Annotated in this window: 30 protein-coding genes and 1 riboswitch; of the genes, 17 read left to right on the top strand and 13 right to left on the bottom strand. The window is 64.6% G+C overall.

The features are described from left to right. The first annotated feature begins 31 nt into the window (after nt 1-31). A complete protein-coding gene (locus JJE66_RS05075) occupies nt 32-427 on the top strand; it encodes a thioesterase family protein (protein ID WP_200512996.1) in 396 nt (131 codons plus the stop codon). 118 nt (nt 428-545) lie between these two features. On the opposite strand, the gene proC is transcribed toward JJE66_RS05075, so the two are convergent. Both proC and JJE66_RS05065 read right to left on the bottom strand, forming a co-directional pair. After that, nucleotides 546-1,418, bottom strand: coding sequence for a pyrroline-5-carboxylate reductase (gene proC, locus JJE66_RS05070; RefSeq protein WP_200515273.1), 873 nt, complete (start codon nt 1,416-1,418; stop codon nt 546-548). 159 nt (nt 1,419-1,577) lie between these two features. Next, nucleotides 1,578-2,078 carry a YbjN domain-containing protein gene (locus tag JJE66_RS05065; protein WP_200512995.1) on the bottom strand — a complete coding sequence of 167 codons (501 nt, stop codon included), beginning with the start codon at nt 2,076-2,078 and terminating at the stop codon, nt 1,578-1,580. 460 nt (nt 2,079-2,538) lie between these two features. After that, nucleotides 2,539-2,712, top strand: a riboswitch (FMN riboswitch). A 74-nt stretch (nt 2,713-2,786) separates the two neighbouring features. Here JJE66_RS05065 and JJE66_RS05060 point away from each other — a divergent pair. From JJE66_RS05060 to JJE66_RS05020, 9 genes are all read left to right on the top strand, one after another. Beyond that, on the top strand, nt 2,787-3,344 hold the full coding sequence (locus JJE66_RS05060; protein WP_200512994.1) for a 6,7-dimethyl-8-ribityllumazine synthase: 558 nt from the start codon (nt 2,787-2,789) through the stop codon (nt 3,342-3,344). Between the two features lie 102 nt (nt 3,345-3,446). Further along, nucleotides 3,447-4,637: an MHYT domain-containing protein gene (locus JJE66_RS05055; RefSeq protein ID WP_200512993.1), complete on the top strand. Its 1,191-nt coding sequence runs from the start codon at nt 3,447-3,449 to the stop codon at nt 4,635-4,637. A gap of 318 nt (nt 4,638-4,955) precedes the next feature. Beyond that, the gene (locus JJE66_RS05050) at nt 4,956-5,816 is read left to right on the top strand and encodes a xanthine dehydrogenase family protein subunit M (RefSeq protein ID WP_200512992.1); all 861 of its coding nucleotides are present in this window, start codon (nt 4,956-4,958) and stop codon (nt 5,814-5,816) included. A 13-nt stretch (nt 5,817-5,829) separates the two neighbouring features. Continuing rightward, the gene (locus tag JJE66_RS05045) at nt 5,830-6,330 is read left to right on the top strand and encodes a (2Fe-2S)-binding protein (RefSeq protein ID WP_200512991.1); all 501 of its coding nucleotides are present in this window, start codon (nt 5,830-5,832) and stop codon (nt 6,328-6,330) included. After that, a complete protein-coding gene (locus JJE66_RS05040) occupies nt 6,327-8,747 on the top strand; it encodes an aerobic carbon-monoxide dehydrogenase large subunit (protein WP_200512990.1) in 2,421 nt (806 codons plus the stop codon). Before JJE66_RS05045 ends, JJE66_RS05040 begins: the two co-directional genes overlap by 4 nt. A 2-nt stretch (nt 8,748-8,749) precedes the next feature. Continuing rightward, the gene (locus JJE66_RS05035; protein ID WP_200512989.1) at nt 8,750-9,616 is read left to right on the top strand and encodes a MoxR family ATPase; all 867 of its coding nucleotides are present in this window, start codon (nt 8,750-8,752) and stop codon (nt 9,614-9,616) included. Beyond that, on the top strand, nt 9,613-10,821 hold the full coding sequence (locus JJE66_RS05030) for a VWA domain-containing protein (protein ID WP_200512988.1): 1,209 nt from the start codon (nt 9,613-9,615) through the stop codon (nt 10,819-10,821). Before JJE66_RS05035 ends, JJE66_RS05030 begins: the two co-directional genes overlap by 4 nt. Before the next feature lie 10 nt (nt 10,822-10,831). Then, nucleotides 10,832-11,671, top strand: coding sequence for an XdhC family protein (locus JJE66_RS05025; protein ID WP_200512987.1), 840 nt, complete (start codon nt 10,832-10,834; stop codon nt 11,669-11,671). A gap of 10 nt (nt 11,672-11,681) precedes the next feature. Further along, nucleotides 11,682-12,140, top strand: a complete 459-nt coding sequence (locus JJE66_RS05020; protein WP_200512986.1) for a carbon monoxide dehydrogenase subunit G — start codon at nt 11,682-11,684, stop codon at nt 12,138-12,140. A 113-nt stretch (nt 12,141-12,253) separates the two neighbouring features. Here JJE66_RS05020 and JJE66_RS05015 read toward each other — a convergent pair whose 3' ends face one another. The 8 genes from JJE66_RS05015 to JJE66_RS04980 all read right to left on the bottom strand — a co-directional run bounded on the left by JJE66_RS05015 (nt 12,254) and on the right by JJE66_RS04980 (nt 19,968). Further along, entirely contained in the window at nt 12,254-13,288 is a 1,035-nt protein-coding gene (locus JJE66_RS05015) for an ATP-grasp domain-containing protein (protein WP_200512985.1), read from the bottom strand. Further along, a complete protein-coding gene (locus tag JJE66_RS05010; RefSeq protein WP_200512984.1) occupies nt 13,285-14,313 on the bottom strand; it encodes a putative zinc-binding metallopeptidase in 1,029 nt (342 codons plus the stop codon). Before JJE66_RS05010 ends, JJE66_RS05015 begins: the two co-directional genes overlap by 4 nt. A gap of 262 nt (nt 14,314-14,575) precedes the next feature. Further along, on the bottom strand, nt 14,576-15,529 hold the full coding sequence (locus tag JJE66_RS05005; RefSeq protein ID WP_200512983.1) for a ribose-phosphate pyrophosphokinase: 954 nt from the start codon (nt 15,527-15,529) through the stop codon (nt 14,576-14,578). A gap of 194 nt (nt 15,530-15,723) precedes the next feature. Continuing rightward, the gene (locus JJE66_RS05000; protein WP_200512982.1) at nt 15,724-16,350 is read right to left on the bottom strand and encodes a hypothetical protein; all 627 of its coding nucleotides are present in this window, start codon (nt 16,348-16,350) and stop codon (nt 15,724-15,726) included. 122 nt (nt 16,351-16,472) lie between these two features. Continuing rightward, on the bottom strand, nt 16,473-17,240 hold the full coding sequence (gene pgeF / locus JJE66_RS04995) for a peptidoglycan editing factor PgeF (protein WP_200512981.1): 768 nt from the start codon (nt 17,238-17,240) through the stop codon (nt 16,473-16,475). Continuing rightward, complete coding sequence (locus JJE66_RS04990) at nt 17,240-18,355, bottom strand: SAM-dependent methyltransferase (RefSeq protein ID WP_200512980.1); 1,116 nt, start codon at nt 18,353-18,355, stop codon at nt 17,240-17,242. Before JJE66_RS04990 ends, pgeF begins: the two co-directional genes overlap by 1 nt. A gap of 21 nt (nt 18,356-18,376) precedes the next feature. Beyond that, nucleotides 18,377-19,222: a prolipoprotein diacylglyceryl transferase gene (lgt, locus tag JJE66_RS04985; protein WP_200512979.1), complete on the bottom strand. Its 846-nt coding sequence runs from the start codon at nt 19,220-19,222 to the stop codon at nt 18,377-18,379. Between the two features lie 8 nt (nt 19,223-19,230). Continuing rightward, nucleotides 19,231-19,968, bottom strand: coding sequence for a dienelactone hydrolase family protein (locus JJE66_RS04980; RefSeq protein WP_200512978.1), 738 nt, complete (start codon nt 19,966-19,968; stop codon nt 19,231-19,233). A gap of 172 nt (nt 19,969-20,140) precedes the next feature. On the opposite strand from JJE66_RS04980, the gene JJE66_RS04975 reads away from it, so the two are divergent. The 4 genes from JJE66_RS04975 to ychF all read left to right on the top strand — a co-directional run bounded on the left by JJE66_RS04975 (nt 20,141) and on the right by ychF (nt 23,072). Continuing rightward, nucleotides 20,141-20,392: an accessory factor UbiK family protein gene (locus tag JJE66_RS04975; RefSeq protein ID WP_128953911.1), complete on the top strand. Its 252-nt coding sequence runs from the start codon at nt 20,141-20,143 to the stop codon at nt 20,390-20,392. Between the two features lie 172 nt (nt 20,393-20,564). After that, on the top strand, nt 20,565-21,305 hold the full coding sequence (locus JJE66_RS04970; RefSeq protein ID WP_200512977.1) for a 50S ribosomal protein L25/general stress protein Ctc: 741 nt from the start codon (nt 20,565-20,567) through the stop codon (nt 21,303-21,305). 58 nt (nt 21,306-21,363) lie between these two features. Next, nucleotides 21,364-21,969, top strand: coding sequence for an aminoacyl-tRNA hydrolase (gene pth, locus JJE66_RS04965; protein ID WP_200512976.1), 606 nt, complete (start codon nt 21,364-21,366; stop codon nt 21,967-21,969). Nucleotides 21,970-21,974: 5 nt separating this feature from the next. Next, the gene (gene ychF / locus JJE66_RS04960; RefSeq protein WP_200512975.1) at nt 21,975-23,072 is read left to right on the top strand and encodes a redox-regulated ATPase YchF; all 1,098 of its coding nucleotides are present in this window, start codon (nt 21,975-21,977) and stop codon (nt 23,070-23,072) included. Between the two features lie 51 nt (nt 23,073-23,123). On the opposite strand, the gene JJE66_RS04955 is transcribed toward ychF, so the two are convergent. Further along, nucleotides 23,124-23,420, bottom strand: a complete 297-nt coding sequence (locus JJE66_RS04955) for a DUF4282 domain-containing protein (RefSeq protein ID WP_045003742.1) — start codon at nt 23,418-23,420, stop codon at nt 23,124-23,126. Nucleotides 23,421-23,580: 160 nt separating this feature from the next. Here JJE66_RS04955 and JJE66_RS04950 point away from each other — a divergent pair, with 160 nt between their 5' ends. From JJE66_RS04950 to JJE66_RS04940, 3 genes are all read left to right on the top strand, one after another. Then, nucleotides 23,581-24,033: a MaoC family dehydratase gene (locus JJE66_RS04950; protein WP_200512974.1), complete on the top strand. Its 453-nt coding sequence runs from the start codon at nt 23,581-23,583 to the stop codon at nt 24,031-24,033. Continuing rightward, on the top strand, nt 24,033-24,515 hold the full coding sequence (locus tag JJE66_RS04945) for a MaoC family dehydratase (RefSeq protein ID WP_200512973.1): 483 nt from the start codon (nt 24,033-24,035) through the stop codon (nt 24,513-24,515). The genes JJE66_RS04950 and JJE66_RS04945 overlap by 1 nt, the downstream gene beginning before the upstream one ends. Nucleotides 24,516-24,716: 201 nt before the next feature. Beyond that, the gene (locus JJE66_RS04940) at nt 24,717-24,863 is read left to right on the top strand and encodes a hypothetical protein (RefSeq protein ID WP_200512972.1); all 147 of its coding nucleotides are present in this window, start codon (nt 24,717-24,719) and stop codon (nt 24,861-24,863) included. 40 nt (nt 24,864-24,903) lie between these two features. Here JJE66_RS04940 and JJE66_RS04935 read toward each other — a convergent pair whose 3' ends face one another. Both JJE66_RS04935 and JJE66_RS04930 read right to left on the bottom strand, forming a co-directional pair. Then, the gene (locus JJE66_RS04935) at nt 24,904-25,041 is read right to left on the bottom strand and encodes a hypothetical protein (RefSeq protein ID WP_200512971.1); all 138 of its coding nucleotides are present in this window, start codon (nt 25,039-25,041) and stop codon (nt 24,904-24,906) included. A gap of 152 nt (nt 25,042-25,193) precedes the next feature. Beyond that, nucleotides 25,194-25,616, bottom strand: coding sequence for a hypothetical protein (locus JJE66_RS04930; protein ID WP_200512970.1), 423 nt, complete (start codon nt 25,614-25,616; stop codon nt 25,194-25,196). Between the last annotated feature and the right edge of the window lie 69 nt (nt 25,617-25,685).

The following is a 25,685-nucleotide window of genomic DNA, read 5'->3' as shown; positions in this document are numbered from 1 at the left end:
CATTAGGCCGGGACGACACTGAGCAAGAACAATGGACGCACGCGACTTCATCAAGATCGGCATGAGCGCCGAGCGCACGCTGGTAGTGCCGGTGGAGCGCACGGTCGGGCATTTCGTGCCGGGCATGCCTTTTGTCTACGCCACGCCGATGATGATCCTGGAGATGGAGATGACCTCGGGCGATGCCATCCGCGCCGCGCTAAGGCCGGGCTGGGTCACCGTCGGCACCGAGGTCGACATTCGCCATCTCGCCGCAGCGCTCGTCGGTGCAACGGTGCGGACCACCGCGAGAGTTGTCGCGGTCGAGCGCCGCGTCATACGCTTCGAGGTTGAGGCGTTCGAGGGCACGCGCAGGCTCGGCGAAGGCCGCCATGCGCGCGGGCTCGTCAATGTCGAGATGTTCAACAAGCGGCTGGGGGCGAAATAGCGGCGGGCATCGGTATCGTAGGGTGGGTTAGTTAGCGAAGCGTAACCCACCGCTTCTGTCTCTGCGGAAACTAAAGAGGTGGGTTACGCCTTCGGCTAACCCACCCTACGACACCTCACTACTTCGCCAACTCCTTCGACCGCTTCGTCGCCGCGGCAATCGCGCGGATCATCAGGTCGCGCAGGCCGGGCTCGCCCATCAGCACCCCGAGCGCCGCGGCCGTCGTGCCGCCGGGCGAGGTGACGTTCTGGCGCAGCGTTGTGGAGGGCAGCTCAGACTGATGCAGCAGCTCGCCCGAGCCGGCGACGGTTTCGCGCGCGAGTTTCGTCGCCAATGCCTCGGGCAATCCCGCCTCGACGCCGGCGCGCGCAAGCTCTTCGGCGAGCAGGAACACATAGGCCGGGCCCGAGCCGGAGACCGCGGTCACTGCGTCCATCAGGCTTTCATCGTCGACCCATTCGACCGCGCCGGTGGCGCGCAACAGCGCATCGGCGACCGCGCGCTGCGCGACGCTGACCTCGTTCGCTGCGACCGCCACCGTGATGCCCCGGCCGATCGCAGCCGGCGTGTTCGGCATCGCGCGCACCACGGCGCCGCCGCAGACCTCTTTGAGCGAGGCGATCGTGGTTCCCGCCATGATCGAGACCACCGAGGTCTTGTCGGAGACGAACGACTTCAGCTTGGCCCCGGCCTCGCGGAACATCTGCGGCTTCACCGCGACGACCATCGTCTCGACTTGGCCTGCCGTCTTCACATCGGGATTGATCGCGACGCCCTTGGCGGCCAGCGCGGTGATCTCGGGCGAGATGTGTGGATCGACCACCGCGACGCGGCGCGGATCGAGCCCCCCCGCAAGCCATCCGGTCAGCATAGCGCCGCCCATCTTGCCGGCGCCGGCAAGCAGGATGGTGCCGGTGATGTTCTGGAGAGTGCTGTTAGCCACTGCGGTCACCACGAATTCGGTGTCGTCCCGGCGAAGGCCGGGACCCATAACCACGGGTGGTTCTAGTGGATGGAGGTGTTTGCAACAAGCAGTGTGCCACAAGGGGCATCACGCGGTATGGTCCCGGCCCCCCGTGCGCAATTGCGCACTAGGCCGGGACGACGGCGAGGAGAGAGCGGTGGCTCACTCACCGTGCTGAGGAAAACCTTACGCCTCGCCCACCGTATCGAACATCGCCGCGTCCATCGCTTCCGTCGTGGTCTTGCCCGCCCACACCACGAACTGGAACGCCGGGAAGTAGCGTTCGCAGGCGTGGATGGCGCCGGCGAGCATGGCTTCGCATTGCGCGGTCGACGCGATCAGTCCGCCCGGCAGCACCAGCGCCTGGCGGTGCATGATCATGCCGGTATTGGTCCACAGATCGAAATGCCCGACCCACAACTGCTCGTTGATCGCGGCAACTAGCCGCTGCACCTCGCCCCTGCGCGCGACAGGAATCTTCATGTCGAACGCGCAGGCAAGATGCAGCGCTTCGATCTCGCCCATCCAGGTGAATGAGATCTGGTAGTCGGTCCATTGTCCCTTCGAGACAATCGTCAGTTCGTCTTCGCCGGAGCGTTCAAACGGCCAGTTGTTGCTGGCAGCGATATCCTCGACCACCGCGAGCGGATGGCTCTTGGAATCGATAGTGCCTTCGAGCAGGGACATGCCGTCTCGACCTCTTGCCTTTTTGTTGTCTTTGATACGCACGCGGTTGGTCCGGCGCGCGCTTCCTCAACCTCGTTAAGGGCAATCTCCTCGGAGTCGCTTTAGCGATCCCTTCGGAGTCGCTGTTGCGATCTCTTGGGAGTCGCTCTTGCGATCCCTTCGGACCAGCGCGGGCTTGTCGCGGATCAACTGATGTGATTTGCGGAATCTGCGCAACCGGGTCCCGAGTCCGTCCACAAGTCAGGACTCGGTCGTCCACAGCTCATCTCGGACACAATTATTAATTTGAGAACAAATCGGAATCGGATCAGGCGACCGCAGGTTCAATCGTTAATTCCGCCCTGCGAGGGCCATACCCGCCATAGCGGAATGGGACCATGCAGGTTTTTGCTGCGGAACCCGCTTGCTGCCGCCCCGGACCGGCGTCATATTTGCTCCCAGGCCGTTCATCCCGGACGGCCGATGTTCTCAGGGCGGGGTGAAAGTCCCCACCGGCGGTAAAGGTCGAAAGGCCTAAGCCCGCGAGCGCCTTCCCCAAGGGTTTTCCTGAAAAGGATTTTGCCGAAGGGAAGGGTCAGCAGATTCGGTGCAACTCCGAAGCCGACGGTTAAAGTCCGGATGAAAGAGAACGGTCGGTGGCAGACGCATCGCAGGATGCGGCTGTTTGTCGTTCCGTGTGCCCTGATTCTGGTCCTTTGAAGGAAAGCCATGAATCAGATGTTGCAAGATCCCCAAGTCCAAGCTTCCGAAGTCAACCAACCGCCGGTTCCACAGGAGCCGGCGCCGAAGCACCCGCATTTCGCAAAACCGCAGCGGGTGGCCTTCGTGCAGGCCTGCTGGCACCGCGACGTGGTCGAGGAGGCCCGCATTGCCTTCATGAGGGAGGCAGAGGCCCGCCACCTCACCCATGTCGATGTGTTCGAGGTGCCGGGCTCGTTCGAGATCCCGCTGCATGCGCAGGTCCTCGCCAAGACGCGGCGCTATACCGCGATCGTCGCGGCCGGCCTGGTCGTTGACGGCGGCATCTATCGCCACGAATTCGTCGCCGACACCGTGATCAAGGCGTTGATGGACGTGCAGCTGCGCACCGAAGTGCCGGTGTTCTCCGCGGTGCTGACACCGCAGCAATTCCACGAGACCGAGGTGCACTACGATTTCTTCCGCAGGCACTTTGCAATCAAAGGCGTCGAGGTCGCGGCCGCCTGCGCGGAGACGTTGCTCGGCCTGGAGCGCTTGCGCGGCCAGGTCGCAGCGGGAATTGTGTGAGCTGCCCCTTCGCACGCCGCTGATTGTCAATTCCGCCGCCGTCCCTGTAAGGTCGGCGGCGGGAGGAGGCCGCTCCGTGGAGACGGGGCGGCCGACAAGATCATGTTCGAAGGACACGATCCCTATCTCGTCGCGCTCTCTGTAGCGATTGCGAGCCTGGGTGGCTACACCGGCTTTGCGCTTGCGGCTCGCATCCGCAACACGCCCGGCGCCAGCAACCGCCTGCTGCTCGCGGGTGCCGCGGCGTTTCTGGCCGTCGGCATCTGGACCATGCATTTCGTCGGCATGCTGGCCGCGCCGCTGCCGCCGGACACGGTCTATCTGGTGCTCCCCACCATCATCTCGTTCCTGATCTGCGCGTTGGTGGTCGGCATCTCGCTTTTCTTCGTCTCGATCGGCGAACCGTCCCTGAAGCGGGTGGCGTCGTCGGCCGTGCTGCTCGGCGTCGGCATCGCCAGCATGCATTATGTCGGGATCCATGGACTGGCCGGATCCTTCGCGATCGTCCACGACCCGTCGATGGTGCTGCTGTCGATCCTGGTTGCTGTCGTGTCCGCCTATGGCGGCCTGCGCGCCTTTCTGGCGCAACAGGAAGGTGTTCGCCTGATCGTCAGCTCGATCGTCTTCGGTGTCGCGGTCTCGGGCATGCACTACACCGCGATGCTCGGCATGCATTTCGAGCCGCTGACGGGGGCTGGGCATCACCATGTCAGCGGCGGCCTTGCTGCATCGCAGCAGGTGCTGTCGATCATCGTGGCCGTGCTTTGCTTTGTCATCGCCGCCGGGTTCTTGCTGTCGCTGGTGCCGGATCGGCGGCAGGCGCAGGTGTCTCCGGCGGCCGATCCGGTTTCGCCGTCAGTCGCCCCTGCCGAATCGATGGCCGCCGCCGCACCGCCGCGCCCGGTGGGGCCGCTCGGCGGCCTCGGTCAGCCGCCGCGCGCACCGGCGCCACGGCTGCCGGTCGAGAGTGCTGATGGAACGCATTTCATCGAGACGGCGACCGTGCGCAGCGTGCGGGCGGACGCACATTACACCCGCGTCCATGACGGCACCCGTGAGCGGATGTGTCCATGGTCGATCTCCGAAGCCGAGGCGCAGCTCGATCCCTCGCTGTTCCTGCGGGTGCACCGCAGCCATATCGTCGCCATCCCCCATGTCGCCCTGGTTCGGAAGGAGGGCGACGGCGCCGTGCTCGAGCTCGACGGCCCATCGCCGCACCGGGTGCCGGTGAGCCGGGCCAAGATTGCCGAGGTGAAGGCGCGGCTGGGGCTGGTGAACCGGCGGCAGGCCTGAGCTGCACTGGAGGTGCGCTCCCTCCCTCGCTTGCGGGGGAGGGTCGGGGAGGGGGTGCTTCCGCGTCGAGAGAGCCCCCAAGAGGGGAGAGCCCTCACCCGCCGCGCTTCGCGCGTCGACCTCTGCCGCAAGCGGGCGAGGTTGCAGCGAGATCGCGGCTCATACGTCGCTCCCCCTGACGCAATTCGTGCGTTCCCCGCCGCAACTCGTGCGAAATCCGCTGTTCCGTGCCGCTCGTGTTGCGGCTTCACCCCGCCCGGAGTGACCGTCCCCCAACGTCCGCGCCGTCACGCGCCAGAGGACGACGAGGAGGAGATGATGATCCCAGGCTCATTCAGCTATCACCGGCCGGCGAGCGTCACTGACGCCGTCAAACTCTTGGTCGACCTCGGCGAGGATGCGCGGCCGCTGGCCGGCGGGCATAGCCTGGTGCCGATGATGAAGCTTCGGCTCGCGACCCCCACTCATCTGATCGATCTCCACGGCATCGCCGCCCTGAAGGGCATAAGCCGGGACGGCAATCTCGTCATCGGCGCGATGACGACCCAGCACGAGCTGCTGGCCTCCGACGAGGTCGCCAAGTCGATGCCGATCCTGCACGAGGCGGCCCTGCTGATCGCCGATCCGCAGGTGCGCTACCGCGGCACGATCGGTGGCAATGTCGCCAACGGCGACCCCGGCAATGACATGCCGGCGCTGATGATGGCGCTGGGGGCGAGCTATCGCCTCGAAGGCGCCAGTGGTGCCCGCGACGTCCTGGCGGCCGATTTCTACCAGGGTGCCTATTTCACCGCGCTCGAGCCTGGCGAGATCCTCACCTCGGTCTCGGTCCCCGTGCCCGCCGCCGGCCACGGCTACGCCTACGAAAAGCTCAAGCGCAAGGTCGGCGATTACGCCACCGCGGCCGCCGCCGTCGTGCTGACGATGGCGGGCGGCAAGGTCGCGACCTGCACCATCGGTCTCACCAATGTCCACGAGACGCCGCTGCTTGCCGCGGACGCCGCCAAAGCGGTGATCGGCACCAGCCTCGATGCGGCCACGCTGAAGAAGGCCGCTGCGGCTGCCTCGGCGATCATGTCGCCGGCCGCGGATGCGCGCGGTCCCGTCGAATACCGCAAACATGTTGGCGGCATCATGGTGACGCGGGCTCTGCAGCGCGCAGCCAGCGTTGCGAAATAAGGGGAGGGGATCGATGGCGAAAACACATGTGACCATGAAGGTGAACGGCGCCGAGGTCGAAGGCCTCGTCGAACCGCGCACGCTGCTGGTGCATTTCATCCGCGAGAATTTGCAGATGACCGGCACCCATATCGGCTGCGAGACCACCCATTGCGGCGCCTGCACCGTCGATATCGACGGCATGTCGGTGAAATCCTGCACGATGTTTGCGGTGCAGGCGCAGGGTAGCGACATCATCACCGTCGAAGGCATGGCTAATGCCGACGGCACGCTGTCGGCGCTGCAGGAAGGTTTCCGCATGATGCACGGCCTGCAATGCGGCTTCTGCACGCCCGGCATGATTGTCCGCGCGCATCGGCTGCTGAAGGAGAATCCGTTGCCGAGCGAGCCGGAAATCCGGATGGGCATCTCCGGCAACATCTGCCGCTGCACCGGCTACCAGAACATCGTGAAGGCAATCCAGTACGCTAGCGCCAAGATCAACGGCGTGGAATTCCAGGAGGCCGCAGAATGAATGACCTCACTCCCACGCGGGAACAACGCACGGCCGCACTCGAAGGCATGGGCTGCAAGCGCAAGCGCGTCGAGGACATCCGCTTCACGCAAGGCAGGGGCAATTACGTCGACGATGTCAAGCTGCCGGGCATGCTGCACGGCGACTTCGTCCGCTCGCCGCATCCGCATGCGCGCGTCAAGAAGATCGACGACAGCGAAGCGCTGAAGGTCCCCGGCGTGCTCGCGGTCATCACAGCCGAGACGCTGAAGACCGTCAACCTTGCCTGGATGCCGACACTCGCCGGCGACGTGCAGATGGTGTTGGCTGACGGCAAGGTGCTGTTCCAGAACCAGGAGGTCGCCTTCGTCGTTGCCACCGACCGCTATGCGGCCGATGACGGCATCAACAAGGTCGTGGTCGAATACGAGCCTCTCCCCGTGTTGGTCGATCCCTTCAAGGCGATGGATCCCGACGCACCGGTGCTGCGTGAGGACCTCGTCGGCAAGATGTCCGGCGCGCATGGTCCGCGCAAGCACGACAACCACATCTTCGAGTGGACCGTTGGCGACAAGGAGCTGACCGACGCGGCCTTCAACAAGGCCGAAGTCACCATCAAGGAGATGATCTCTTATCACCGCACCCATCCGTCGCCGCTGGAGACCTGCCAGTGCGTCTGCTCCTTCGACAAGATCAAAGGCGAGCTGACGATCTACGGCACCTTCCAGGCCCCGCACGTGATCCGCACCGTGGTGGCGCTGATCGCAAAGCTGCCGGAGCACAAGATCCACGTGATCGCGCCCGACATCGGCGGCGGCTTCGGCAACAAGGTCGGCGCCTATCCCGGCTACATCTGCGCAGCCGTTGCCTCCATCGTCACCGGCAAGCCGGTGAAATGGGTCGAGGACCGTATCGAAAACCTGACCGCGACCTCGTTCGCACGCGACTACCACATGACGACCGAGGTCGCTGCGACCAAGGACGGCAAGGTCACGGGTCTACGCGTACACGTGCTCGCCGATCACGGCGCGTTCGACGCCTGTGCTGATCCGTCGAAATGGCCGGCCGGCTTCTTCAACATCGTCACCGGCTCCTACGACTTCCCGACCGCGCATCTCGCGGTGGACGGCGTCTACACCAACAAGGCGCCGGGCGGCGTCGCCTATCGCTGCTCGTTCCGCGTCACGGAGGCGGCCTATTGCATCGAGCGCGCCATGGATATTCTGGCGCAGAAGCTCGACATGGATCCGGCCGAGCTACGGCTGAAGAATTTCATCAAGCCGGAGCAGTTCCCGTATCACTCGGCCCTTGGGTGGGAATACGATTCCGGCGACTACCACACTGCCATGCGCAAGATGATGGAGACGACCGGCTACGCCGCGCTCCGCAAGGAGCAGGCGGAGAAGCGCGCCGCATTCGCGCGTGGCGAGACCCGCGACATCATGGGCCTCGGCATCTCCTTCTTCACCGAGATCGTCGGCGCCGGGCCGTCGAAGAATTGCGACATCCTCGGCATCGCGATGTTCGATTCCTGCGAGATCCGCATGCACCCGACCGGGGCCGGCATCGCGCGGGTGGGCAGCAAGAGCCAGGGCCAGGGCCACGAGACCACTTGGGCCCAGATCATCGCGACCGAGATCGGCATTCCCGCCGACAACATCATGGTCGAGGAAGGCAACACCGACACCGCACCCTATGGGCTCGGCACCTACGGCTCGCGCTCCACGCCCGTTGCCGGCGCCGCGATCGCCATGGCCGCGCGAAAGATCAAGGCCAAGGCGCAGATGATCGCGGCCTACAAGCTCGAGGTCCACGAGGACGATCTCGAATTCGACATCGACGGTTTCCGCGTAAAGGGCCTGCCGGAAAAGTTCATGTCGATGAAGGATATCTGCTGGGCGGCGTACAATTCGGTGCCGCCGGGCATGGAGCCGGGGCTGGAGGCGGTCAGTTATTACGATCCGCCCAACATGACCTATCCGTTCGGCGCCTATCTCTGCGTGATGGACATCGACGTCGATACCGGCGTGTACAAGGTCCGGCGCTTCTACGCGCTCGACGACTGCGGCACCCGCATCAACCCGATGATCATCGAGGGCCAGGTGCATGGCGGCCTCACCGAGGCCTTCGCGATCGCGATGGGCCAGGAGATCCGCTACGACGAGGTCGGCAATGTCGTCACCGGCTCGTTCATGGACTTCTTCATGCCGACCGCGGTGGAGACGCCGCACTGGGAGACCGACTTCACCGTCACCCCGTCGCCGCATCACCCCATTGGCGCCAAGGGCGTCGGCGAGAGCCCGAATGTCGGTGGCGTGCCGGCCTTCTCCAACGCCGTCAACGACGCGTTCTCGTTCTTAGGATCCACGCATATCCAGATGCCGCACGATTTCTGGCGCAACTGGAAGGCGGCGAAGGATCTGGGCGCGGTGGCGTAGCGATGAAAGGCCGTGACGAGATCGCGCAAGCTTTGGCTGCATCCGGCTACATCGCCGATGCGGATCTGGCGACCGCGATCTCGCTGATGCAATTGTTGCGGCGTCCGCTGTTGCTCGAAGGCGAGGCGGGCGTCGGCAAGACGGAAGTTGCGAAGGCGCTCGCCAAAGTCCACGCAACCGAGCTGATCCGGCTGCAATGTTACGAGGGCCTCGACCAGTCCTCCGCGCTCTACGAATGGAACTACCAGCGTCAATTGCTGGCGATCCAGGCGCATCGCGGCAGTGACAGCATCGAGGACCAGGTATTCTCCCAAAAATACCTGCTGGAGCGGCCCTTGCTCGCCGCGATCCGCCGCCCGAAGGCACCGGTGCTGCTGATCGACGAGATCGACCGCGCCGACGACGAGTTCGAGGCGTTCCTGCTGGAGCTGCTCTCGGACTTCCAGGTCTCGATCCCCGAGCTCGGCACCATTCCCGCAATCACTATTCCGCATGTGGTGCTGACCTCGAACGGCACGCGCGAGCTGTCCGACGCCCTGCGCCGGCGCTGTCTCTATCACTATGTCGACTATCCCGACGTCGATCGTGAGACCCGGATCATCCTGGCGCGCGTCATCGGTGCGAGCCCGTCGCTGTCGCTCCAGATCGCGCGTCTGGTCGAGGGCATTCGGAAAGAGGAGCTGCGGAAGGTCCCAGGTATCGCCGAGACGCTTGACTGGGCAGCCGCTCTCGTCGGACTCGATATAACCGATCTGCACGACGCTCCAGAGACCGTGCACGAGACGCTGATCTGCCTGTTGAAGACCCACGAGGACCGTGCACGCGTCACGCCGGAGGTGACGCAGCGCCTGCTCGGGAGGGTCGCATGAGCTGCTGCGGCTCCAGTCCCGGATATGACGATCTCGACGCGGTCTCGCGCCTGGTGTCCGCGAAGGTCGCCGCGTTCCTGCGCACCTTGCGCGATGCCGGCTTTCGGGTGGGGCTCGCCGAGGGGCAGGATGCGGCGACGCTGATGTCGGCAGGCTTTGCGGCGCGGCCAAATCTCCTACGCGCGGCGTTCAAGCATCTGTTCTCGGCGCGCAAAGCCGACTGGGACAAGTTCGATGGGCTGTTCGATGCGTTCTGGTTGGGCAAGCGAGTCCGCTCGCGGTCGCGAACCGTCGGCTCGTCGCAAGGCGCCAACAGCCCGTCGCTGAAGGGCTTGCAGGACAAGTCAGCAGAGCAGGGCGGCAGCCAAGCGGTCGCCGATCAGGTGCCGTCGTCGGACGACGCGCCCGAGGCGGGCAGCGGCGAGGGCCGCATGGAAGGTGCTTCGCGCACAGACAACCTCGCCGATGTCGATTTCAGAAAGCTCGGCGATCCCGACCTGGTTACGCAGGCCCATGAAGCCGCAGCGCAGCTCGCCAAGGCGATGCGCACGCGACTGACGCGGCGCGATCTGGCGCGCCGGCGCGGCTACCGGCTCGATCTCCGCCGCACCATTCATCGCAACATCAGCCATGGCGGCGTGCCGATCAGCCTCGTGAAGCGGCAGCGCAAGGACAAGCCGCTGCGGCTGGTCGTGCTGCTCGATGCCTCCGGCTCGATGAGCATGTACACGAGCGTGTTCCTGCGCTTCATCCACGGCGTGCTCGACCAGTTCCGCGAGGCCGAAGCATTCCTGTTTCACACGCGGCTTGCCTATGTGTCCGACGCGATGAAGGAAAAGGATGCCGGCCGCGCACTCGACCGGCTCTCGATCATGGCGCAGGGCGCGGGGGGTGGCACCAAGATCGGCGAGTCCTTGCAAACCTTCAATCGCTGGCACGCCGCGCGCGTCATCCATTCGCGCAGTTGCGTCATGATCGTGTCCGACGGCTACGAGACGGGCGATGCCGCATTGCTCGGCCGCGAGATGGCGGCGCTGCACCGGCGCTGCCGCCGCATCGTCTGGCTCAATCCGATGATGGCGTGGGAGGGCTATACGCCGGAGGCGCGGGGCATCAAGGCCGCGCTACCGCATGTCGATCTCTATGCGCCCGCGAATTCGCTGCAAAGCCTGCGCGCGCTCGAACCCTATCTGGCCAAACTCTGAGGACATGTCGATGACCGCTCATGTCGAAGTGCTGAATCTCGTGGCGCAGATGAAGGCCGCCGAGCGCGCCTTCGTGCTCGCGACGGTGGTGCGGACAGTGTCGGTGACCGCGGCGAAGGCTGGCGCCAAGGCGATCATCGCGGCCGACGGCACCATCGTCGCGGGTTGGATCGGCGGCGGCTGTGCCAAGGGTGCGGTGCTGAAGGCGGCGCGCGAGGCGCTCGCCGACGGCGAGCCGCGCATGGTGTCGGTGCAGCCGGAAAACCTGCTGGCCGAACTCGGCGTCAGCGCGGGCGAGAGCCGCGATGGCGTCCGCTTCGCCAGCAACATGTGCCCGAGCAGGGGCACCATGGACATTTTCGTCGAGCCGGTGCTGCCGCATCCCTCGCTGGTCATTCTCGGTGCGAGCCCGGTTGCGCTGTCGCTCGCGGCGCAAGCGCGTGCGCTTGGCTATCACGTCACGCTCGCCGCTCCTTCCGCCGACCTTACAGCGCAACCGGACGCCGACGTGATCATCGACGGCTACCAGCTCGGCGAGCTCAACGAGGCAAAACGCTTCGTCGTGGTCTCGACGCAGGGCAAGGGCGACGAAGCAGCCTTGCGTGCGGGCATCGCGACCAGGGCCGACTATCACGCCTTCGTCGGCAGCCGCCGCAAGATGGCCTCGCTGCGCGCCAAGCTGATCGCGGAAGGGACGAGTAGCGCCGCGATCGATGATTTCAAGGCGCCGGCCGGCCTCGATCTTGGTGCCATCACGCCGGAGGAGATCGCAATGTCGATCCTCGCAGAGATCACGAGGGAGCGCCGGCGCGGCCACCGCGCCGCCAATCAATCAGTCAATAGAGAGTGAGACACCGACCATGCAGATGAACGACAGCCAGCGTATCCCCGCCTCGCGCGAACAGGTGTGGGCGGCGCTGAACGATCCCGCTGTGCTGAAGCAGTGCATTCCCGGCTGTCAGTCGCTGGAGGTGACCGCGCCGCACGAGATGACGGCGACGGTGGTCTTCAAGGTCGGCCCGGTGAAGGCGACGTTCAGCGGCAAGGTGACGCTGTCCGATCTCGATCCGCCCAACGCCTATCGCATCTCGGGTGAAGGCTCCGGCGGTATCGCCGGCTTCGCCAAGGGCGGCGCGCTGGTGCGGCTGGAATCCGAGGGCGCTGATGTCACGGTGCTGCACTACGAGGTTGACGCCCAGATCGGCGGCAAGCTCGCCCAGCTCGGCGCGCGGCTGATCAACTCGACCGCAACGAAGCTCGCCGGTGAGTTCTTCAAATCGTTTGCCGAGGTGGTGAGCGCGAAAGCCGAGGCAGGTTAGGTGCCGTAGGGTGGATTAACCGAAGGCGTAATCCACCAGCCTTCCATCCACGTGCAAAGAGAGGTGGATTACGCTGCGCTAATCCACCCTACAACGGCCGCGCAGGCCGGTCCTCAACCCAGCGACACGCCCGCCTTGGCCCGGCTGATCCCGAGGGTCAGGATGCGATGCAGGAGATCCGGATATTTGAGCCCGGCATGTTGAGCCGCCGTGGCGAACTCCTGGCTCTTGGCGATCTCGGGGTTGGGGTTGGCTTCGATGAAATACGGCGTGCCGTCGGCGGCGAGGCGAAAATCGATGCGCGCGTAGCCATCGAGGCCAAGCGCCCGGTAGATGCGTTTCGCCGCGCGCTGGATGCGCGCGGTGATTTCGGGCGCAAGGTCCTTCGCCGGCCCGTCGACGATGCCGACGCGCTCCTGATAATCGGTGTCGTGCTTGGCTTTTTCGGTGGCGATGTGGCGTGACCTGTGCCCGCCCATGCTGCCGAATTTCAATTCCCAGATCGGCAGGACGCGTAGCCGGTTGTTGCCGAGCACGCCGACATACAGCTCTCGCCCCTCGATGAACTGTTCGGCGATGGCGGCGGATTCGACCCGCTCGTGGATGAAGGCGACCCGCTCCGCCAGCTTCTCGTCGGTATCGACGATGGACGCCTGCGAGATGCCGAAGGAGCCATCCATGTTCAGGCTCTTGACGATCAGCGGCAGTGCAAGACGCGTCGGACGTTTCACCTTGCGGCGCATCGGGAAGACGGCGAAGGCCGGCGCCGCAATCCGGCGGTAATGCACCAGCGTCTTGGACAAATCCTTGCCGCGCGCCAGGATCAGGCCGCGCGGATTGCACCCGGTATAGGGGACCTTCATCAGCTCGAGATAGCTGGCGATGTGCTGGTCGTAGGCGACGTTGTTGTGGAATTCCTCCAGCAACGTGAAAACCACGTGCGGCTTGAACTCCTCGATCGCCACGCGCACCGGCTTGATTTCGTCTTGCGCGCCGAGGGCGCGAACCTCGTGGCCGGCCGTGCGCAAGGTGCTCACCACGTCATATTCCGTTTTCCATGCGTTGATTTCCTGCGCGGTGTGTCCGTCGCTTGAATCCGGAGGCATGAAATCCGGATGCATGAGGACCAGAATGCGAAGGCGTCTCATAGCGCGATCCATTTGCGCCGAGACGGGCCAAACATCGCGTGCATCGTCTTGGCGGTCACGAGGACGGTGAAATCGAGAACGAGCTTCTGTTCGGGGCCAACCGCGCGCAGATCGAGCTCGCGGCAGCGGGAGATCATGTTGTCGAGCACGACATCGAGCGTGAGCTGGTTCTCGCCCGTCCATCGCGCGACCAGTTGCCTGATCTGGGCGCGGTGCCGCCGAATCAGGACCGCAGCCGGTTTTGACCGGTGATGCCGGGGATCGGCGGAAAAGAGCCTGGAGAGATCGCGGTCGTAGGTCTTCGGCGGGGTGAAAGCGTAGAATGCCTGTTTCTTCTTGTAGTGGTCTTCGAGCGTCTGGCTCAGACTTCGCAGCGGATCGATGCGCTCCCGCGTCGTGATCAGCGGCCGCTTTCCCGCGATCTCGCTCATCAGCTCGTCGACATATTCGAGCTTCTTCAGCGCGGGCCAGCCGGCATATCGCGTTCGCCAGTTCGAGCGCGGCCGCAGCCACACCGCAAACGTCTCGGCGAAGTCTTCGTCCGGGTGGCTTTGTGCGTACCAGAGCCGAAGGTGCTGGACGTAGCGCCTGCTGGCCGGATTGGGACGGTAGTAGCGCGGGTAGTGTTTCGACGACGGCCCGAACAGCTGCTGCCAGCGCCGGCGCCGCTGCAACTGGAAGCCGTGCTGCATGGCATGTCCAGCCTCGTGACGAAGGATAGCCATGCACTCGCGCCAGGTGCCGCCCTCGACGTCGAACATCATCTTCTTCTCGAGCTTCATCAGGCGGGGATGGGCGAGATAGAAGGGGATGGCGATGCCGGGCACACCTCCCGGGCTGAACCATTCGCTCGAGATCCATGTGTGCGGCCGTAGCCGGATGCCTCGCTCTTCCATCTCCTCGTGGAGCGTGCCGACACAATCTTCGAGCCAGGTGCCTTCGACCGTAACCCTCAGGCTGGAGAGGCGTTGCTTGAGCAACGCGTCATCCGACAGTTTTTCCCAAGCAAATTTCCGGTGCGGCATCAGGCGTCCAGAGGGCAGAGATGACTCGGTCTTTGGATGATGTCATGGGCGGCAGCCGGCAACAACCCGTGGGCGGGGACGTGCTGCGGCGCGTCAGAACGCAAGATCGTAGGGTGGGTTAGCCCTGCAGATGCGCGAAGCGCATCTGCTCGGCGCAACCCACCAATGTCTGTCTCCGCGGAAGCAAAAGAGGTGGGTTACACCCGGCGGCCTACGCTTCGCGCAGTCCGCAGGGCTAACCCACCCTACGGAGTCAGCGTGTTCAGTCGAACAGGCTCGACACCGACTCTTCCGCCGCCGTGCGCGCGATCGCGTCCGAGATCAGGCTGGCGATCGGGAGGGTGCGGATGTTCGGCGCCTTGGTCACCGCATCCGTCGGCAGGATCGAGTCGGTGATGACGAGCTCTTTCAGCTTCGAGCCGGCGATGCGAGCAGCCGCGCCGCCGGAGAGCACGCCGTGGGTGATGTAGGCGTAGACGTCCTTGGCGCCCTTGGCGATCAGCGCATCGGCCGCGTTCACCAGCGTACCGCCGGAGTCGACGATATCGTCGATCAGGATACAGGTGTAGCCGGAGACGTCGCCGATCACGTTCATGACCTCGGACTCGCCGGGACGCTCACGCCGCTTGTCGACGATCGCGAGCGGAGTGTTGATGCGCTTGGCAAGGCCGCGCGCGCGCGCCACGCCGCCGACGTCGGGCGAAATCACCATCGTCTTGGAGAGATCGAACTTCTCCTTGATGTCGCGCACCATCAGCGGCGCCGCGTAGAGATTGTCGGTCGGGATGTCGAAGAAGCCCTGGATCTGCAAGGCATGGAGGTCGAGCGTCATGACGCGGTCGACGCCGGCCTGTGTAATCAGGTTGGCGACGAGCTTGGCCGAGATCGGTGTGCGCGAGGCGGATTTCCGGTCCTGCCGGGCGTAACCGAAATAGGGGATCACCGCGGTAATGCGATGCGCCGAGGAGCGGCGCAGCGCGTCGGTGATGATCAGCAGCTCCATCAGGTGGTCGTTCGCGGGGAACGAGGTCGATTGGATGATGAAGGCATCCGAGCCGCGGACGTTCTCCTGGATCTCGACGAAGATCTCCATGTCGGCGAAGCGTCGCACCACCGCCTTGGTCAGCGGCAGGTCCAGCCCCTGCGCGATGGCTTGCGCGAGAGCGGGATTGGAGTTGCCGGAGACGAGCTTGATGGAGCCGTTCTTGGCTGACATGGACGCTTCCTTCCGCGCTTTGCTGGATACGACGTTCAACATCACAGAATACCCACTGGCAGCACGGTTACGACGGGCGAGGAAATATCAGGCCGGGGGCTCCAATGGCAACCCGGGATGCTACGTTTTCCCTTCGAAAATCCTGAGTCGGGCCAACAGCTTGGCCGCAAACTGGGCCCGTGGTTTAGCGGTGCTTATTGCTGGGCGTAGCCAAGCGCCGAGGCCGGCATCTCGGGTGCTGACGCCTCCGGTATCACGCTTGCCACGGCTGGTCCGCGCAGGCCCGGAACCGAGCCGGGCGTGTCCGGCGCTCCGTTGATCATATTGGAAAGTCCGCTGAATCCGGCCTGGGCGATCTTCCGCAGCACGAGGTCGTCGGCGGCTTGCCAAGGATCACGCGTCGCGTCGCGGCCGCCCTTGGCGGCGGTCAGTTCCTCGCCGGAGAGGCGCAGCGCTCGCTGCTGGTTGGCGTCATAGACGTCCCAGACCCAGGCGATCACGGTCTTGCCGCGCACCACCTGGGCGGAGAGGTAGCTGCGCACGCGGTAGGCAGCCGTCCCCTCGCGGGAGACGATCGAGAGGCTGCGCAGCTTGGATTCGCTGTCGAGCACGCCGACCATGCGGTCGAACACCTGCGGTGGAGGCCCGTCGATGGACTCGAAGGTAACCGTCGCCCCGGAGCCGGCGCTCGGCGCCATCGCGTAGGAATTGCTGGGTGCGTTGCCGCCGGCGCAGCCGGCCAGCACGGTCGCCGCTGCCAGCAGCATGACCGCCAGCACGCGCGAGCCCGCGCGGCGCAAGATGGATGACGCTTCCCTCATTATGGACGGCAGCGATATCGTTAAAATCGATTAAGGTCTAGGGCAGAGGCGCCACAGATCCGGTGCATAACGGGCGCCAAGCTTGCGCATCGCCCCGGAATGAAACGACGTTGCCGGTGTGTTCACCCCTCCAACGCGATCGCGTGGATGTGACGGCCGTAGTCCGGCTCCTTGCGATGCACGGAGCGGCGATAGCTGAAGAAGCGCTCGTCGGCATAAGTGTCGAGGCCGAGATCGTCGATCATCAGGATACCGGCGGCTTCCAGCCGTTTCCGGATGAAGCCGGCGAGGTCGAACATCGCGTGGCCCTCGCGCACCGACGGGATGAAGAACACTGCGTTGTCCGCATCCGCCTCGATGAAGCGCGCCACGAACTCGTTGCCGACTTCGTAGCTGTTCTGCCGGATCAAGGGACCGATCGCGGCGATGATGCCGCTGCGTGTGGCGCCGAGCTTCTCCATCGCCAGAATCGTGGATTCCAGCACGCCGGTCAGTGCGCCTTTCCAGCCGGCATGGGCGCCGCCGATCACGCGCGCATTGGGATCGACGAACAGCACCGGGCCGCAATCGGCGGTGGAGACGCCGAGCGCGATGCCCGGCGTTTTGGTCACCAGCGCATCGCCCTTCGGCCGCGGGCCATCTGGCCAGGGTGCGTTGGCGACGAGGACGTCGGGTGAATGGATCTGATGCAGGCTGAGAAAGCGCTCCGGCGCAACGCCGACATGCTCGGCCATGCGGCGGCGGTTCTCGGCGACATCGGCCGGGTCATCGTTGGAGCCGAGCCCGCCATTGAGCGCGGCATAGATGCCGTTGGAGACGCCGCCTTCGCGCGTGAAAAAGGAATGGCGCAGGCCCGGCACCGCCGACAGCAACGACGAAGCAAGAGTCATCAATTGCCTCCGGCCTGTTCGAGATCGCTGAGGCCCGCTAATCCCGCCAGCCGCGGCTCCGAGATGCCCAGCACCTTGAACATCGCGCCCATGCCGCTGCGGCCCGTATCGGTCAGCCGCTTCAGCGCCACGGAAATGTCGGTGGCCACTTCCGGCGTTGCTTTCTGCATCAGCGCCGCCGCGCGGGTCTCGATGCCGACGCGCTTGAGGAAATCGCCTTGCGTCACCGGGCCGTGCACGCGAGCGCCGACGTCCTCCGCCGCGCGCGCGAGCGCCTGGAAGTCGACATGGGCGGTGACGTCGGCCTGGCCCGGCGCCTTCAGGGGATCGGTGAAGGTGTGGCGTGCGATGGCCTGGAAGGTATCGCCGGCGTCGCTGCGTAGGTGGCCGTAATCGATGATCAGCGCCGCGCCGTCCTGGTCGCGCACCCGTGTGGCGAGCTTCATGATCTCGGAATCGGGGCGCCATTCGAACACCGCGCCGACCGGCGCTGCGCGCACCAGCGGCGGCAGCAGGACGTCGAAGCGCGGCGTCGGCTCGGATGCGGCGCCGAACTGAAGCTTGCCGTTGGGATCGATCTCGATCACCCGCTCGTGCCAGCCGTCCTCGCGCTTGACCATCTGGTGGATCGGCAGCACGTCGAAATATTCGTTGGCGAGGACGATGCTCGGGCCTTCAGGCACGTCGTCGATGCTGTCGTGCCAGGCGATATTGCGCACGTTCGCCAGCGTCGCGCTCTGCCGGTCGCGCAGCACTGGATTGACCTCGACCATGTGAACGTGAAGCGCCTGGTAGAGTGGCGGTAGCACGCGCAAGGCGCGCAACGCGTCCGCCATCATGGTGCCGCGGCCGGGGCCGAGCTCGATCAGCCGCAGGAATTGCGGCGAGCCCATCTGCTTCCAGACCGAGGCGGTCCACAATCCCAACAGCTCGCCGAACATCTGGCTGACTTCGGGCGCGGTGGTGAAGTCGCCCTCTCGTCCCAATGGATCGCGCGAGACATAATAGCCGTAGCGCGGATGCATCAGGCACAATTCCATGTATCGCCAGACCGGCATCGGGCCTGAGGATTTGATCAGTGCCTTGATCTCATTGAGCAGCGGCTGTTCGGTCACGATCTGTCTTCTCGGAATGAATTAACTGATGGTATCGAGCGCCTTCGGCGCACCGCGCCTGACAGCCCATACAATAAGTATACCGCCGACAATAAGCATGGGGATCGACAACAGCATGCCCATGGTTAATCCGCCCCAGAGAAAGCCGAGCTGGACGTCCGGCTCGCGGAAATGCTCGCCGGCGATGCGGGTCAGGCCATAGATCAGGATAAAGCTGCCGAGGATCATGCCCGGCCGTTTCAAGGCGCCAAAGCGGATCATGATGGCGAGCACGGTGAACAGCAGGATGCCCTCCATGCCGGCTTCATAGAGTTGGCTCGGATGGCGCGGCAAATGCGAGGGATCGTGGGGGAAGATCATGGCCCAGGGCACGCTCGCATCGGTGGCGCGGCCCCACAATTCGCCGTTGATGAAGTTGGCGATCCGCCCGAGGAACAGCCCGATCGGCCCGACTGCGGTGGTGATGTCACCGAGCGACAGGATCGAGATCCGGTTGCGGTGGGCAAACCACATCACCGCGACGACGCAGCCGAGGAAGCCGCCATGGAACGACATGCCGCCTTCCCACAGCCGGAAGATCGCGATGGGATGCTCGATGAAGAACGGCAAATTGTAGAACAGCACGTAGCCGGTGCGGCCGCCCAGGATGATGCCGAGCGTGACCCAGAGGATGAAATCGTCGACCTGCACCAGCGAGATCGGCGCCGGCCCGCCCCACAGGCGCTCGTTCTTCAGCAGCGAGCGTGCGTAGAGCCAGCCGATCACGATGCCGCCGATATAGGCCAGCGCGTACCAGCGGATCGCAAACGGCCCGATCGCGACCGCGATCGGGTTGAAGGACGGGAAGTCGATCAGAAGAAGCTGCATCGCGCCTTCTATTGCTGGACGAGGTTGCGGCGATAGAGCGCCAGCAGCCGCTCCCAATGCCGCTCGGCGGCGTCGCGGTCGTAGACCGGGCGCTTGGGAAAGGCGAAGCCGTGATGGGTGCCGGGATAGATCTCGACCTCGGCTTTCGCGCCGCTCATGCCCTCTTTGACCTTCTCGATAATCTCCGGCGGCGCGTAGACATCAGTCTCGGCGCAGGCGAAATAGAGCTCGGCCCTGGTCTTGCCTGGAGCCAGATGCGGGCTGTCGTCCTGCTCCGTCGCGAGTTGCACACCGTAGATCGAGGCGGCGGCCTTGACGCTTTCAGGGAAATGCGTGGCGGCGTTGATGGCGTAGCGGCCGCTCATGCAGTAGCCGACGGTGCCGATGATTTTGGTGTTCGCGGCCGGCTGGCCTTCGGCATAGGTGAGCAGCGCGCTTGTGTCGTCCATGATCAAGGGAATCGTGAGTGAGCCCATCAGCGCGAACATGCGCTTGCGCTCCGGTGCGTTCGGATCGGCCGGCAGCGCGCCGAGCTCCATCACGCCGGAGCGGTAATAGAGGTTCGGCAGCATCACGTAATAGCCCGATGTCGCGAGCCGGCGCGCCATGTCGCGTAGCTCTTCACGGATCGCCGGCGCGTCCATGTAGAACAGGATGACCGGGAACGGTCCGCCGCGCTCGGGATGGACGATGAAGGTCGCGGTGTGGCCGTCCTTGGTGGGAATTGCGATCTGATGCTCGATCATGTCTTGCGTTCCGCTTTGTGATTCTTGTTATGCAGGGACGTTGAATACGATTGCAAGGAAACCGAGGCATGACAAGGATACCGCCGCGCAGCCCTTGAACCGGCCTCCGCGGATTGCCATTGTCTTTCCGCGCGTTCGCGCAAAGTTTATCGGAGGCTGCCAGGAGACCGACATGACCCAGACCACCAACCGGTTTTTCGACGAGATCGGCCGCCTGATGAACGATGCCGCCGGTGCGGCCCAGGGCGCCAAGCGAGAATTCGATACCGTGCTGCGCAACCAGGCCGAAAAATTCCTGCGTGACATGGACCTGGTCAAGCGCGAGGAGTTCGAGGCGGTCAAGGACATGGCCCGCCTGGCGCGCGAGGAGAACGAAGCGCTGAAGGCGCGGATCGCGGCGCTGGAGGCCAAGCTCGGCGGGTAAAGCCGGTATGACGGCGCCAGGGTGGGAACCACCCCATTCTCCTTGTCATTTCTGCATCTTCCGGGTAAAAGCCCGCCAGTTCGTGGCCCCCGCACCCCTGGAGGCTTGCTGCGAACGATGCCATGGGCCGCGCTGCGGCCCATTAACTTTTGCAAAAACAAGGACTTAGACTATGGCGACGACCGTCAAGGAATTGAAGGCGACCGCACGTCCGAAGAGCGGCAAGGGGGCCGCCCGGGCTGAGCGTCGCGCCGGGAGAGTGCCCGGAGTGATCTATGGTAACAACCAGCCCCCGCTCCCGATCTCGGTTGACGATCGTGAACTGCGCCAGCGCATCCTCGCCGGCCGGTTCCTGACCACGCTGGTCGACGTCGAACTCGACGGCAAGAAGCACCGCGTGATTCCGCGCGACTACCATCTCGATCCGGTCAAGGACTTCCCGATCCACGTCGACTTCATGCGACTCGGCGAAGGCGCCACCATCCGCATCAGCGTCCCGCTGCATGTCGTGAAGGCCGAAGGTTCGCCCGGCGTGAAGCGCGGCGGCGCCGTCAACATCGTCGCCCATGTGATCGACCTCGAATGCGGTGTCGAGAACATCCCGCAGTTCATCGAGGTCGATGTCGGTTCGCTCGAAATCGGTCACTCGCTGCATCTGTCGGACGTCAAGCTGCCGGCCGGCGTGAAGGCGCTGACCTCCGCGGACGCGACCCTCGTCACCATCGTGCCGCCGTCCGGCTACGCCGAAGAGCAGAAGGCCGCTGCTGCGGCTGCTGCCGGTGGCGCTGCTCCGGCCGCGGGTGCTGCTCCGGCGGCAGGTGCTGCGGCTCCGGCCGCGGGTGCTGCTGCTCCGGCGGCTGCTGCCAAGGCTCCTGCTGCCAAGGCTCCCGCCGGCGGCGACAAGAAGAAGTAATCTCTCAAAGCTGGCGCGCGGTCTTTGATCGCGCGCCGAGCGAGGGGCGCGCCGCGTCATGCGACTGTTTGTTGGGCTCGGCAATCCCGGCGCGAAATACGCACGTAACCGGCACAATATCGGCTTCATGGCCGTCGACGAGATTGCGCGGCGTCATGGTTTCGCACCATGGCGCCGTCGTTTTCAGGGCGAGACCTCGGAAGGCGCGCTCGGACCCGAGCGCGTGATCCTGCTCAAGCCGACGACCTACATGAACGATTCCGGCCGCAGCGTTCAGGAGGCGGCAAGCTTCTTCAAGATCGCGCCGGGCGACACCACGGTGTTTCACGACGAGCTCGAATTGCCGCCGGGCAAGGTGCGGGTGAAGATCGGCGGCGGCATCGCCGGGCATAATGGCCTGCGCTCGATCTCGGCGCATATCGGCAACGAGTATCGCCGGGTGCGGCTCGGCATCGGTCATCCCGGCGTCAAGGAGCTGGTGCATGGCCACGTGCTGTCGGACTTCGCCAAGGCCGACAACGATTGGGTGGCGACGCTCTGCGATGCAGTTGCAGAGCACGCCGCACTGCTCGCCAAGGGCACGGACGCGACCTTCGCCAACAGGGTGCATCTCGCCATGCAGGCGAAGGGATTTTTGACCAAGGACGACAACGGCAAGGAATAACGCTCGTGGGATTCAAATGCGGGATTGTCGGGTTGCCCAATGTCGGCAAGTCGACCTTGTTCAATGCGCTGACCGAGACGGCCGCGGCGCAAGCCGCGAACTATCCATTCTGCACCATCGAGCCGAATGTCGGTGAGGTCGCGGTGCCCGATCCGCGGCTCGACAAGTTGTCGGCGATCTCCAAGTCGGCGCAGATCATTCCGACCCGGCTGACCTTCGTCGACATCGCCGGTCTCGTGCGCGGCGCCTCCAAGGGTGAAGGCCTCGGCAACCAGTTTCTGGCCAACATCCGCGAGACCGATGCCATCGCGCATGTCGTGCGCTGCTTTGAGGATTCCGACATCACCCATGTCGAGGGCAAGATCGCCCCGCTCGCCGACATCGAGACCATCGAGACCGAGCTGATGCTCGCCGACCTCGACAGCCTCGAGAAGCGCGTCGACAACCTCACCAAGAAGGCCAAGGGCAACGACAAGGACGCCAAGGAGCAGCTCGACCTCGTCAACCGCACGCTGGTGCTGCTGCGCGAGGGCAAGCCCGCGCGCCTCGTCGAGCGCAAGGCGGAGGAGGAGCGCGCCTTCGGCATGCTCGGCCTGCTCTCGTCAAAACCCGTGCTTTACGTCTGCAACGTCGAGGAAAGCTCGGCCGCCACCGGCAACTCGTTCTCCAAGGCGGTTGAGGAGCAGGCGGCGAAGGAAGGCGCGGTTGCCGTCGTCATCTCCGCCAAGATCGAATCCGAGATCGCTACGATCTCGCGTGACGAGCGCGCCGACTTCCTGGAGACGCTGGGTCTCGAAGAGGCCGGACTCGATCGTCTGATCCGCGCCGGCTACAGGTTACTCGACCTCATCACCTATTTCACGGTGGGCCCGAAGGAAGCGCGCGCCTGGACCATCTATCGCGGCACCAAGGCGCCTGGCGCGGCCGGCGTAATCCACACCGACTTCGAGAAGGGCTTCATCCGCGCCGAGACCATCGCCTATGAGGACTATGTTGCGTTCAACGGCGAATCCGGCGCGCGCGATGCCGGCAAGCTGCGCCTCGAAGGCAAGGAATACGTCGTCGCCGACGGCGACGTGATGCATTTCCGGTTTAATACCTGAGACGGTGGGTTACGCCTTCGGCTAACCCACCCTACGATTTCTGCGCGCGCCTCACCGCACCCCGCCGCCCTGGTCCCGGATCGCGCCGAGATGCTCGTTGATGCGGAATACGATCAGGATCAACTCCGCGGCGATGCGCGAGAACACGATTCCGACGACGACGCCCGCGATCGATTCCAGCACGACCAGAAAGCCCGCGAACGGACTGATCGCCATCGCGGTGAGGCCGGCGAAGATTCCGGAGAGTCCGAACAGGCAGATCACGCCGATCACCAGCCAGTAGAAAGTCTTGATGATCGTCGGCGTGATGAAGCGGTCCCATTGAAACAGATCGCTGAATGAAAACATCTCTCTCCCCCGGGCAAATCGTGTCCCCCGGCCGCGTCAATCCGACAATGAGGCAGGTCCGGCCCGACTCGCCGAATGTAGCACGAGCTATGCGAGCCGGCGGGTTGAGATTGCCGCAAAGTGCGGCCACAATCTGTCCTTCCCGCAAAGCATTGCCAAGATGACCCTGACCTTCGAAGATTTCCCGCCCGGCCGGTATGGAACGTTCGGCCCGCGCCATGTCACCCGCGACGAGATTTTGGCCTTTGCCGCCGAATTCGATCCGCAACCGATGCACCTCGACGAGGAGGCCGCCAGCAAGAGCATGCTGCGCGGCCTGTCCGGTTCGGGCTGGCACCTCTGCTCGCTGATGATGCGGATGATGGCCGATGGCTTCATCACCCGCGCCGCCTCGCTCGGATCGCCCGGCGTCGACGAGGTGCGCTGGCTGTCTCCGTTGCGGCCCGGCGACGACCTCATGCTCGACGTCGACGTCGTGGAAGCCCGCACCTCGAAGAGCAGGCCGAGCCTCGGCATCGTCAAGTTCAAATGCACCATGCGCAATGCCAAGGGCGAAGCGCTGTGTGAGATGACCTCGCCGATCCTAATCGGGCGGCGCGCGGGAGCGGTCTGATGGCATTCTTCGAGGAGATCGAGATCGGCGATCGCCGCGAGATCGGCGCCTATCATTTCACGGCGGAATCCATCAAGACCTTCGCCGCGAAATTCGATCCGCAGCGCTTCCATCTCGATGAGGAGGAAGGCAAGAACTCGCTGTTCGGCGGGCTCGCGGCGTCCGGCTGGCATGTCGGCTCGGCCTGCATGAGTCTGCTTGTCGCCGACGGCCAGCGTCTGGCGCGCGAGGCTGCTTCGCGCGGCGAGGAGATCGCGGTGTGGGGTCCGTCGCCGGGCTTTCGCGACCTGCGCTGGATCAGGCCGGTGCTCGCTGGCGACACGGTCTCCTACGCCAATGTCGTCATCGAGAAGCGCACCTCCGCCTCGCGCCCCGGCTGGGGCATTTTGTCGGCCCGCACCACCGGCACCAACCAACGCGGCGAAGAGGTCTATTCCATCACCGCCTCGGCCTTCGTGCCGATGCGCGGGAAACCCGGTTAGACCTGTTCCAAAATGAACAGCCGAAAAGAGCGCGCCAGTGTTGCCCGCGCGCTATGGACGCGATTCCGGCCGGCTGCCATAAGCCCTCCCAAGATGGCTGGTCCCTGCGAAGCAGCTGCCGGAACCATCGAGTTGCTAACCAATTATGAACCTGTCGCTGTCTATTTGAACGAACTGGGCAGACGACAGGGGACGAGCACAATGGCAGACCGCGGCGCACTCAAGCTGGTCGGATTTATCTTCGCTACCGCCACGCTGGCCGTGATGTTGATCGCCGGCATGGTGGTGAAGGGCTACGCCGATGGCGCCTACACCCTGGAAGCCTCGACGGTCGAAGCGAGCCGTTAAGAGTTCGTTAACTCCGCGGGGCCACGAAGCGGCCCCGCCCTCAGCGGCTATAGACGAACGCCAAAATCGCGATCGCAACAGCGAGCAGCCCGACAAAGCGCAGCATGATGGTTCCGAACTGGTTCGGCGCGGGCCGCAACGGTATCGGGTCCATGTTATCGGGCCGAATGCTTTCCATCTGAAAATATCCCCTCGCCCGGCCTTAGGCGGCACGAGCGCTTGGCATTGGTCGCCGGGAATGGGCGGACGGTTCAAGAGAGTGTGGCCCCAGAATCAAAACCACCGCGCCCCTTCCGGAGCGCGGCGGCTGGTGATGCTTGCTGCTTGCGATCAGCTGTTGCGCAGGCCGTCAGCGGCGCGCTTCCACTGGGCGACGTTGTCGGCGATCATGCGGGTCGACTTCATCGCGGCCTGGCTGAGCTGGGCGTAGCCGGAGATCTCGCGCTGGACGCGCTGGCCTTCGGCATGGAGCAGGTCGCGCAGGCTCTCGAGCTCGGAGATCAGATTCTCGATCTCGGCGAGCGAGGTGCCGGCGACGCGCTGGATCAGCGAGTTGACGTTGGTGACGGTGGCTTCCGCGCTCGGATCGAGCGGCGGCGCGTCGGCGGTGGTCGCGGCCGGCCGGCGCAGATAGGCGATGTCGTTGCGGACGAAATCGCGGATGCCGGCTTCGACTTCCGTCACGGCGGCGAGGTTGGTGTCGACCGTCTCGGTCTCGGTGGTTTCGGTCTTTTCCGGACGCATGGCGTTCATCGTTATTCCCCTGTTCGCGTTGAGCGCAGCGCGAGTGTCCCCCGCACGACGATGTATGTCAGGCCGGTC

Origin of the sequence: Bradyrhizobium diazoefficiens, from assembly GCF_016612535.1 — a bacterium.
Classification (GTDB): Bacteria; Pseudomonadota; Alphaproteobacteria; order Rhizobiales; family Xanthobacteraceae; genus Bradyrhizobium; species Bradyrhizobium diazoefficiens_C.
Note: the sequence above shows the minus strand (reverse complement) of the source record. Positions and strands in the feature narration are given on the sequence as shown.